The following is a 9,748-nucleotide window of genomic DNA, read 5'->3' as shown; positions in this document are numbered from 1 at the left end:
CCGTCAGCGCCGCCGTCAACGTGGTCTTGCCATGGTCCACGTGACCAATCGTGCCGACGTTTACGTGCGGCTTGTTACGCTCGAATTTTGATTTGGACATTACTCGCCTTTCGTCGTTGTTGCCGTGAGTTCAACTCGCCGTAGCCGCGACGCAAAACGCATCGCGCGCCGACCACGCCATTGCATCGCCGGCAATACTGGAGCCCATGACCGGACTTGAACCGGTGACCTCTTCCTTACCAAGGAAGTGCTCTACCGCTGAGCTACATGGGCCTTAACTGTCACTGCCGCCGAAGCGGCAAACTCTGGAGCGGGCGACCGGGATCGAACCGGCATCATCAGCTTGGAAGGCTGAGGTTCTACCATTGAACTACGCCCGCGCTGCCAACCACCCGACTGTCGCCAATTCCGGCGCTGCCTGCAAGGGCGCTAGCCAGCGTGGCGATTCAGACTTAAAAGCAGACCGCGGCCTGCCTTCCAACTTGTTCAACTGGCAAAACAGAGAAAGACCACTCGACGCTTCGCGTCTCGCCCTTCGGGCCGGCGTCGCTTCGCTCCACCGTTCCCGCGCTGCGCCCTCGTCGAACCTCTAACGGTTCGAACCCTCCTCGGTCCGGCCTTGCGCTTGCCGCGACCACCAGTTGTTACTGCTTACCTCTATTGTTCAAGTGGTGGAGGGAGGAGGATTCGAACCTCCGAAGGCTGAGCCGACAGATTTACAGTCTGTTCCCTTTGACCGCTTGGGTATCCCTCCACAAACGAGCCGCGCATTGTTCTTAATCGAAAGACGGTTGTCAACCGCTGGCGCGTGATCATTTTCGACTCGGCGCAAACACGCGATGGGCGACGTGCAAGCCGGCTTGGCGGCAACGCCTGCCGAAGCGCGCGAGGAAGGTCTGGGGATGGAGCCGGCGACCGGGTTCGAACCGATGACCTGCTGTTTACAAAACAGCTGCTCTGCCAACTGAGCTACGCCGGCCCTGGGGCGAACTGCGCGAGCCGATTGGCCGCGCGGGAGTCATTCTGCCGCGTACGGCCGGCCCTGGCTAGCCCGTGGGCAGCAAATGTCGTGCATGAATGGCAAGCCCCTCGAGCACGAGATGCGGACGCAAAGCCCAGGGTCGTGCGAGATGTCGTGCCAGCTCCGGCGCACCCCCACCGGTCAGCACCAGACGGTCGGGGGCAAGTTCCAGCGCCGCACTGTCCAGCAGACTGATGGCGCTACGCAGCGTGCCGGCCGCGATGGCGCTGTCGGTATCGCAGGCAAGCCATACCGGCGCGGCGTGTTCAACCGTCGGGCGCAGCTGGGTCTGGCGTCTTAGCGCGCCACGCATGGTTGCCACGCCCGGGGTTATGAGCCCGCCCTGGTGCGCACCGTTGGCATCGACAAAATCCAGCGTGAGCGCGGTGCCCGCATCGGCAACGAGCACGGAGCCGCCCGCGTCGGCCTGGGCCGCGATACAGGCCATCCAGCGGTCCACGCCGAGCCGCTCGGGCTCGCGGTAGGCGTTGGTCAGCCCCGCGAAGCGCGCCTTGCTCTCGGCCGCGCTTAGATCGACCCCGAGTTCGGCCGCGAACGCGCGCAGCCGAGACAGTGCCTCGGGCTGGGCGACACTGGAGACATGAATGGACTCGACCGGGCACTGCGGCAGCGCCGCGGTCCAGTCTTCGGCGTCCGCCCGCGAAACCACGCCCGTTTCCACCAGCGTGGTATCGCGCGCCAGCGCCCACTTACAGCGCGTATTGCCGATATCGACGAGCAGCCTCATGGCGCCAGCCTCAGGCTTACATCCCCCGAATACACCGACTGCAGGCCGGCTTCGAACTCCACGCGAAGCGCGCCATCGGCCGCGATGCCGCGGGCAATGCCTACCCGCTCGCCCTGGCTTTCGATCACCCGTACCGGCTTGTCGCGAACCGCATCGAAGGTCTGCCAGCGATCCCGAAAATGCTCGAAACCATGCTGTTCGAAGTCCTGAACCGCGCGCATCAGCGCATCCAGCACCGCTGCGGCCAAACGATTGCGCGACGGCACCACCGCCAGATGATCGAGCAGGCGTGTCCAGGGCTGATCGATCGCTTCGGCCTGAGTCCGATCCATGGCCACGTTCAGCCCCAGGCCGACGATCAGGCGTGCGCCGGCACCGAGCTCGCCGCGATGTTCGATGAGAATGCCGCCAAGCTTGTCGCCGCCGGCCCAGATATCGTTCGGCCACTTCAAGGCCAGATCCGTTGCGCCGAGATCGCGCAGCGCTTCGATCACGCAGACCCCCACCGCCAGACTCAGTGCCCCCAGCGGCGCCCGCGTGCCGGCTACATCGGCAGCCAGCGACACGTAGAGATTGGCACCAAACGGCGAGGCCCAGGGTCGACGCGCACGCCCGCGACCGGCCGACTGGTATTCCGCCAGACAGGCCTGCATGCCCGGCCCGCCCCGCCGGGCAAGCTCGGCATTGGTGGAGTCGATGCGCTCGTGGACATACAGCCCGTCCAGCCCTGTGGCCCGCTCGCCGAGTTCGCTTCGGATGCGCTCTTCGTCGAGCAACTCGATCGGTGCGGCCAGCCGATAGCCCCGGCCCTGTACGGAATGCACCCCCAGGCCCAGCTCGCGCAGTTCGGCGACCCGCCCCGAGATCGCGGCCCGCGATACGCCCAGTGCCTCGGCCAGCGCCGGGCCGCGATGCCAGGCGCCGTCGGCGAGCAGAGCGACCAGCGAGACTTCGCTCAACGCCGGCGCCACATCACCCGCTCGAAGCGATTCTCCCGCCCCTGGCGCAGGCGCTGGATGTTCTCGCGGTGGGTATAGAAAATGAGCACCGTCATGGCGATGACGAACACCTTGGCGGCCAGCCCCGCGCTGGGCGCGAACAGCGTCGCCAGGGCCACGCCGACCATGCCCAGCAGGGTCGCCAGACCCACATAGCCGCTGGCCACCAGCGTGGCAACCCACACGGCCACGCCCAGCAGCAAGGCGCCGGGCAGCAGTGCGATCAGCACGCCGATGAGCGTGGCCGCCCCCTTGCCGCCGCGAAAGCCGAAGAACACGGGATAGACATGCCCGATGACCGCGGCCGCACCGCAGGCCAGCGCCATGGCGAACCCCAGGCCACAGATCGCCGGCACCGCCAGCGCCGCGATCACGCCCTTGACCAGATCGAACACCAGCACCGCGGCGCCGTAGCCCCGTCCGCCGGTACGCAGTGCGTTGGTGGCACCGGCGTTGCCGCTGCCGCTCATACGCGGATCGGGCCGGCCGAAGGCCCGGGCCAGCAACAGGCTGCCCGACAAGGAGCCGATCAGGTACGCCAGCACCAGCGCCACCGCAGCTATCAATGCAGTACTGAAATTCATTGCTACCCCAGATTCGTGTTCTGTGACACGTCCGCCTTCTCACCCGGCGCACGCCGGCCATACAGACGCGCGATATCGCGAGCATAGCAGCGCGCCACCCGCCGGCGCCGGGTCTTGTCGGTGGCGGTGACCAGATCGTTGCCCTGGCTCCAGCGATCAGTGGTGATGGCCACCCGCCGAACCTGGGCATGGGCCGGATAACCCGCCAGCAGCTGATTGAAGCGGGCGATGAAGAAATTCTCCAGACGCGCGCTGGAAAGGCTGGCCGGCGTATTCGGGTCGAGTCCGAGCCGACGCATGACCGGCACCAGCGTATCGGCCGGACAGCTTACGATCGCGGCCAGCACGGGCCGCGCCTCGCCCACCACCACCGCGCGGTCCACCAGCTCGTCCAGGCGCAGCGTTTCTTCCAGCGGCTCGGGCGAGGCTTTCTCGCCCGTGGTCATGACGATGACCTCTTTCATGCGCCCGGTCAGATACAGCCGGTTCTTGTCCAGACGGCTGACCTTGTCGCCGGTATGCAGCCAGCCGCCGGCCGAAATCGTACGGCGCGTGGCGGCTTCGTCCTGCCAGTAGCCCCGCATCACGCCGGCCCCGCGCACCAGCAGCTCGTTGTCCGGGCCAACCTTGGTTTCCACCCCGGCGAGCACGATGCCCACGCTGTCGATGGCGTTGTCGTGCAAGCGATTCACGCTGACCACCGGGCCGGCCTCGGTCAGCCCATAGCCCTGCAGCACCGGCACGCCCAGCCCCACCAGCGTACGTGCCACCGGGTAGGGCAGCGCGGCCGCGCCGCAGACGGCGTACTGCATATCCGCGCCGAACAGGCGCAGGCAGCGCCGGGCAACGAAATAACGCAGGAATGGCCACAGCAGATGCCGCGCACGCCGCCGGCTGCGCCCCTGCTCGCGCTCGAACACCGATTCGCCCACGCTGATGGTGAACGCCACCAGCCGGCGCACGAAGGGCCGGCGCCGCGACAGCCAGCGGTTGAGTTCGATATAGAAACGCTCGAACACACGCGGCACGCCGATCAACGTGGTGATCGGTGCACGTGCAAGGGTCAGCCCCAGAAAGCGCGGATGCCGACAGAAGGTGATGACCCCGCCGGTGATCATTGCCCGATAGGCGTTGACCACTCGCTCGTAGGAATGCGGCAGCGGCACATACGACAGCGCATGCTGCTCGTCGACCGGGGGCAGCGCATCGGCACAGGCCTGGGCGTTGAACAGCAGGTTGGCATGGGTAAGCATCGCCCCGCGTGCCCGCCCTGTGGAGCCCGAGGTGTAGACGAGGCTGGCCAGGGCATCCGCCTCCACCGATATGCCGGCACGATGATCTTCGGCCGCCTTCGCCAGCGCCGCTTCGGCCCCGCGAATGCGCCCGGCCTCGCCGACCTCGCCGTTGAAGACCAGCGCCGTTTCCAGCTGCTCACAGGTATCGACCTCGAGAATACGCTCGACCCAGCGCGTCTTGACCGCCACCAGCACGCGCGCGCCGCTGTCTTCAATCAGATGCGCGTTGCTGGCCGGCGTATCCGCACAGAACAGCCCCACCGTGACCGCGCCCAGCGCCATCGCTGCCTGATCCACGCACAGCCACTCGGGGCTGTTGCGCAACATGATCGCCACCCGATCGCCGGGCTGTACGCCGGCCTCGGCGAGCACCGCCTGCCAGCGCTGCACCCGTGCCGCGACCTGGGCCCAGCTCAGGCTGATCCATTCATGCCGGCGCGGGCTGTAGAAGCGATACGCCAGCGCATCCGGCGTGCGGGCCACGCGCGCAGCAAACAGATCGCAGAGCGTGGCGGCCTCGTCGCGGCCGATCCAGTATTCAGGCCGGGGCGTTTGCACGGCCCAACCAGTTCGCGCGCCGCGCCTGTGCGGCGGTATCGGCATGGCTATCGATACGCAGCTTCCATTCGCCCGCGCCAGCCCCAGCCAGGGTCACATCGCGCTGTAGCAGCTCGTCGCCGCGCAGCAGGTGCACTCGCACCACCGCCCCGGCGGGATACCGACGCAGCCGCGTGGCAAGCGTCGTGCCCACGACTTCTATGCCATCGAGCGCGACCAGACGATCCTGCGGCGATATGCCGGCCGCCTGTGCCGGCCCGTCGTCGAATACGTGCGCGACCCGGGGCTGGGCATCGCTTGCCGCACGCAGGCCCAGCCGGCCTTGAACGACGGCCGCATCGTCGCTGGCGGGCGCGAATACTGCCTCGATACCGAAATAGCGCAGCCAGTCGGCCCAGGGCGCATCAATGGTCGTTTCGAGATGGGCTTCGACAAACGCCGAGAGATCGAGGCCCGACAATTCGGCGGCGAGCGTGGCCAGGCCGTGTTCGGGCACCGGATCGTCGTGGCGGCCGTGGCGCTGCCAGAGTTCGCGCATGACGTCGTCGAGCGAGAGCGCGCCTTCGGTTTCCACCCGCAGCTTGAGGTCGAGACCAAGCGCGAACTGGGCGCCCTTGCCGTAGTAGCTGATCACCGCGTTCGGCGTGTTCTCGTCGGGGCGATAGAACTTAAGCCAGGCATCGAAGCTCGACTGGGCGAGACTCTGGCGATGGCGCCCCGGGGTGCGATCGATGCGCGTGGCCAGTGTCGCCAGCCGGTCGAGATAGCCCTGCTCGGAGATCAGCCCGGCGCGCACCAGCCCCAGATCGTCGTAGTAGGACGTTACGCCTTCATAGGCCCACAGATCTCGGAAATAGGCTTCCGATTGCAGGTCGCTCGCCGCCACCGCGGCCGGGCGAATGCGCTTGACGTTCCACAGGTGAAAATACTCGTGGCTGCACAGGCCCAGCAGGGTCTCGTAGGCGCTGCTACGGGTGGCCTCGCCGTTGGCCGGGGCGATACGGGCCGGCAGCGCATCGCGTGCCACCTGCAGCACGCTGGATTCTCGATGCTCGAGGCCGCCAAAACCGCTGGGCGTGACCTGGGCAAAGAACAGATATTCGCTGGCCGGCAATTCATCGAACACCGCTGCCTGGGCCTCGCAGGCCGCCGCGAGATCGGCCGCGAGCCGTTGGGTATCGGCATCGTGGCTGCCCAGCAGCACGAAGGCATGCGGCACACCGCGCACTTCGAAACGCACGTATTCCACCGCCGCACCCATGGCCACCGGCTGGTCGATCAGCGCCCAATAGTTCTCGGCGGCGTAAACGCCAAAACCGCGGCTATCGGTGGACTCGGCGGGCAACGTGGTGACTACCTGCCAGCTGTCGATGCCCGGCGGCGCTTCGAGGGTGACGCGACAGGCCTCGTGTTCGCGCCCGGCCGGCCGCAGGGCCAGCGAGGTGAAGTTGAAAAACGCCCGCGTATCGTCAAGAAACGCCGCGCGTACCGATTCGTCGCGGGCATAGAACTCGCAGGTCACGGTCAGCGTTCTGCCTGTGGGCGTGCAGCGCCAGCGCTGACGATCCACCGCGGTCACGGCGACGGGCTCGCCGTCGCTCTCGGCCGCGATCGAAAGCAGGTGCCGGGCGAAGTCGCGAATGACATAGCTGCCGGGAATCCAGCTTGGCAGGGCCAGTTCGACCGGCGCGCCGGCCTCGACCTCGGTCTGCAGCACCACCCGAAACCGATGGGCGGTGGCTGCGACCGGCGTAACGATGTAATCCAGCGTTGGCATGACGCCTCGCCTTGGGCTGCTCGTCGATTCGAAGGCGCGCAAGTGTACGCCCTCGTTACGCCCCTGCCCATACAGCCGCCATACAACCTGCCGAGCCCGTATCACCACAGAGGCTGTGCAACGCTAGCCCCGCCGCGAACCGGCCACCAGGGCGACACCGCACATGATCATCCCGGTGCCAACGAGTCGCCCCGCGGTGATCGTTTCGTTAAGCGCAGGCCACAGTGCCGCGCCGAGATACACCAGCACATAGCTCAGGCTCATCATCGGAAAGGCGATGCTCAGGTCCATGCGCGACAGCACCTGCAGCCATACGAGAATCGCGATGGAATAGACGATCATGCCCAGCCAGACGAAGCCGATGCTCATGGGCGCGACGATGCCGCCCCAGACCAGATTGATGAACGCCTGCGGGGATTCGATCGGTCCGAAACCCAGCATGCCGCGACGCATGCACAGCTGGCCGGCGGCCATCAGCGATACCGACAGCAGCAGTAGCCCGATGCTCACCCACGACCGCCGGCTGATGCGCAGCCGTGACAGATCAGGCCGCATAGGCGAGTACCCCCACCCCGGCCACGATCAGCGCAACGCCGCACCAGCGACGCTTGCCAACCACTTCACCCATGGAAAAAGCCGAGTACGCGACCACCACGCCGTAACTCAATGCCAGCACCGGGAAGGCCAGACTCACATCGATATGTGACAACACGACCAGCCACAGGCAGGTCAGCACCACCTGCGTGGCCATGCCGGCCAGTACCAGCGGTTCACGCAGCGGCCGCAGCCAGGCGTGGCCGGTGCGCGATTCCACCGCTCGGGTCATGCCATGTTTGAGCAGGATCTGGGCCAGGCTGGCCAGCCCGACTGCAAGCACCAGAAATATCTGCGAAACGCTCACCAGCGTGCGACTTCGAGCCCCAGACCACCGACCTGATGAAACAGCCGCTTGGAGGGGCAGACGGCCACGCCGTTCTCGGCCCAGGACAGCAGCGGCAGGTCAGCATGCGAATCGGAATAGGCGGTCACGCCGCGGCCGTCCTCAGGCATGCCGTCGAGCGCCTTGATACGACGCAGTTTTTCGTCGTCGCGACAGTTCTCGCCGTCCATACCGACCAGGCGATCGCGTGCATTCCAGGCCGCACGTGTCGCCAGCACTTCGTTGATGTGCAGTTTTTCGGCCAGGCGAGCGACATAGATATCGAAGCTCGCCGAGGCCAGAATCACCCGATCACCGGCATCCTGATGGGTACGCAGCTGGGCCATGCCCTGCTCGCGCATGGCCTCTTCGAGCAGTTCGTCCACGAAGCGGTCGGCCCAGGCCTCCACGCGATCGCGCGGCTGGCCACCCATGAACGAACGCAGCACCTGTGTTTTCACCCAGGTGCGATCGCCCCAGCGCCAGAACCGCAACAGATTCCAGGGCAGCCGCCAGGTCGCGCCCACGCTGCGTCGCTTGCGCTGATAGCGCAGATAGCCGATCACGAACGGCAGGAAGGTGTCGTAGCGGGTGAGAGTGACATCGAGGTCGAACACGACGATGCGCTGCGACTGTGACAAGGCGTTCTCTTCTTCGATTCGGTTTGGGGCCAGCTTACGTCAAACACGCCCGCCATCGACATACCCGCCGACGCCGCTCTTGTATTTGCGCGGACGGGCATCGACCATTAGGCTCTTCGCGTTCGTCCTTTTGCTGTCATGCGTAAACCCCGCAAGCCCACCGCCGCGCAACAGCGCGCCCTGGCCCAGCATCTGGGCGCTGCGCTCAAGCGCAACGTGGCCCTGGCCCCGCGTACGAGTTTTCGTATCGGCGGGCCGGCTGCCTTTTATGTCGAAGCGAAAACGCCCGAGGCCCTGGCCACCGCGATACGCGTGGCGCGACGCTTCGATATCGACTACTTCCTGCTCGGGCGCGGTGCCAACATCCTGGTGGGCGATCGCGGCTTTCCCGGGCTCGTCATCGCCAATCAGGCCCGCGCCATCGACGTCTACGGCACCTGCGTGACCGCTGCCAGCGGCGCGCTGGTCTATCCCGACCTGATCGATGCGGCCGTCGCCCATGGGCTGTCCGGGCTGGAACACTATGTGGGTATTCCGTCGACGGTGGGCGGCGCGCTCTGGCAGAACCTGCATTTCCTTTCCCCCGCCCCGGCCCGCGAACGCACCATGTTCATCGGCGAAGTGCTCGAATCCGCCGAGCTGCTGACCGCCGATAACGACCGTCGACGCGTGGACGTGGATTATTTCGAGTTCGGCTACGACCAGTCGGTACTGCACTCGCGCGACGATATCGTGCTGTCGGCCACCTTCGAGCTCGAGCCGGCACCGGCCGAAACATTGAACCGGATCATGCAGGAGAACCTGCGCTGGCGGGCCGAGCGACATCCGCCGCTGGAAAGCGAACCGTCGGCAGGCTCCATATTCCGCAAGATCGAGGGCATTGGCGCCGGCCGGCTCATCGACGAATGCGGCCTCAAGGGGCTGCGCTGTGGCGATGCCCAGATCTCGCCGCGCCATGCCAATATCATCGTCAACCACGGCAACGCCTCGGCTGCCGACGTCTGTGCGCTGATCATGCACGCACAGCGCTGCGTACAGGCCGAGACCGGCTATTGGCTGACGCCGGAAATATCGTTCGTCGGCGAGTTCGGGCCGGTCACGCGTCTGCCCGCCGATGCACGCGCATCGACCGCTCGACCTGCGCTGTCATAAAAACGTCATATTTTCCTGACAGCCTTGCGTCAAGCGTCGGATTCCGACTCCCAAT

General features: G+C 66.2%; 10 protein-coding genes and 4 tRNA genes. 1 reads left to right on the top strand and 13 read right to left on the bottom strand.

Annotated elements, in window-relative coordinates; translation table 11 throughout:
* The 13 genes from CMN27_RS12635 to CMN27_RS12575 all read right to left on the bottom strand — a co-directional run.
* Window positions 1-100: GTP-binding protein (locus CMN27_RS12635; RefSeq protein ID WP_293624689.1), on the bottom strand; the 100-nt coding region annotated here is incomplete at its 3' end.
* Between the two features lie 98 nt (window positions 101-198).
* Window positions 199-273, bottom strand: a tRNA-Thr gene (locus CMN27_RS12630).
* Between the two features lie 33 nt (window positions 274-306).
* Window positions 307-380, bottom strand: a tRNA-Gly gene (locus CMN27_RS12625).
* 289 nt (window positions 381-669) lie between these two features.
* Window positions 670-754: transfer RNA gene (locus CMN27_RS12620), tRNA-Tyr, on the bottom strand.
* Between the two features lie 149 nt (window positions 755-903).
* A tRNA-Thr gene (locus CMN27_RS12615) sits at window positions 904-979 on the bottom strand.
* A 67-nt stretch (window positions 980-1,046) separates the two neighbouring features.
* Window positions 1,047-1,769 (bottom strand): type III pantothenate kinase, encoded by a 723-nt coding sequence (locus CMN27_RS12610; RefSeq protein ID WP_293626929.1) that lies wholly within the window; start codon window positions 1,767-1,769, stop codon window positions 1,047-1,049.
* Complete coding sequence (locus CMN27_RS12605) at window positions 1,766-2,728, bottom strand: biotin--[acetyl-CoA-carboxylase] ligase (protein WP_293626927.1); 963 nt, start codon at window positions 2,726-2,728, stop codon at window positions 1,766-1,768. Before CMN27_RS12605 ends, CMN27_RS12610 begins: the two co-directional genes overlap by 4 nt.
* The gene (gene plsY / locus CMN27_RS12600; RefSeq protein WP_293626925.1) at window positions 2,725-3,351 is read right to left on the bottom strand and encodes a glycerol-3-phosphate 1-O-acyltransferase PlsY; all 627 of its coding nucleotides are present in this window, start codon (window positions 3,349-3,351) and stop codon (window positions 2,725-2,727) included. The genes CMN27_RS12605 and plsY overlap by 4 nt, the downstream gene beginning before the upstream one ends.
* A 2-nt stretch (window positions 3,352-3,353) precedes the next feature.
* Window positions 3,354-5,204, bottom strand: coding sequence for an AMP-dependent synthetase/ligase (locus CMN27_RS12595; RefSeq protein WP_293626923.1), 1,851 nt, complete (start codon window positions 5,202-5,204; stop codon window positions 3,354-3,356).
* Window positions 5,185-6,981, bottom strand: a complete 1,797-nt coding sequence (locus tag CMN27_RS12590; RefSeq protein WP_293626921.1) for a PDZ domain-containing protein — start codon at window positions 6,979-6,981, stop codon at window positions 5,185-5,187. The genes CMN27_RS12595 and CMN27_RS12590 overlap by 20 nt, the downstream gene beginning before the upstream one ends.
* A 123-nt stretch (window positions 6,982-7,104) precedes the next feature.
* Entirely contained in the window at window positions 7,105-7,491 is a 387-nt protein-coding gene (locus CMN27_RS12585) for a hypothetical protein (RefSeq protein WP_293626919.1), read from the bottom strand.
* 34 nt (window positions 7,492-7,525) lie between these two features.
* The gene (locus CMN27_RS12580; protein WP_293626917.1) at window positions 7,526-7,882 is read right to left on the bottom strand and encodes a hypothetical protein; all 357 of its coding nucleotides are present in this window, start codon (window positions 7,880-7,882) and stop codon (window positions 7,526-7,528) included.
* On the bottom strand, window positions 7,879-8,541 hold the full coding sequence (locus CMN27_RS12575; RefSeq protein ID WP_293626915.1) for an HAD-IB family hydrolase: 663 nt from the start codon (window positions 8,539-8,541) through the stop codon (window positions 7,879-7,881). The genes CMN27_RS12580 and CMN27_RS12575 overlap by 4 nt, the downstream gene beginning before the upstream one ends.
* A gap of 138 nt (window positions 8,542-8,679) precedes the next feature.
* Here CMN27_RS12575 and murB point away from each other — a divergent pair, with 138 nt between their 5' ends.
* Window positions 8,680-9,693: a UDP-N-acetylmuramate dehydrogenase gene (gene murB, locus CMN27_RS12570; protein WP_293626913.1), complete on the top strand. Its 1,014-nt coding sequence runs from the start codon at window positions 8,680-8,682 to the stop codon at window positions 9,691-9,693.
* Window positions 9,694-9,748: the final 55 nt, after the last annotated feature.

The organism is Salinisphaera sp. (assembly GCF_002729955.1).
GTDB lineage: Bacteria > Pseudomonadota > Gammaproteobacteria > Nevskiales > Salinisphaeraceae > Salinisphaera.
This window is presented reverse-complemented; position numbering and strand designations above follow the sequence as displayed.

Excerpts from the sequence above, each read along its gene's own strand:
- CMN27_RS12590 (WP_293626921.1), bottom strand. The coding sequence starts at position 6,981 with ATGCCAACGCTGGATTACATCGTTACGCCGGTCGCAGCCACCGCCCAT.
- plsY (WP_293626925.1), bottom strand. The coding sequence starts at position 3,351 with ATGAATTTCAGTACTGCATTGATAGCTGCGGTGGCGCTGGTGCTGGCG.
- CMN27_RS12610 (WP_293626929.1), bottom strand. The coding sequence starts at position 1,769 with ATGAGGCTGCTCGTCGATATCGGCAATACGCGCTGTAAGTGGGCGCTG.
- murB (WP_293626913.1), top strand. The coding sequence starts at position 8,680 with ATGCGTAAACCCCGCAAGCCCACCGCCGCGCAACAGCGCGCCCTGGCC.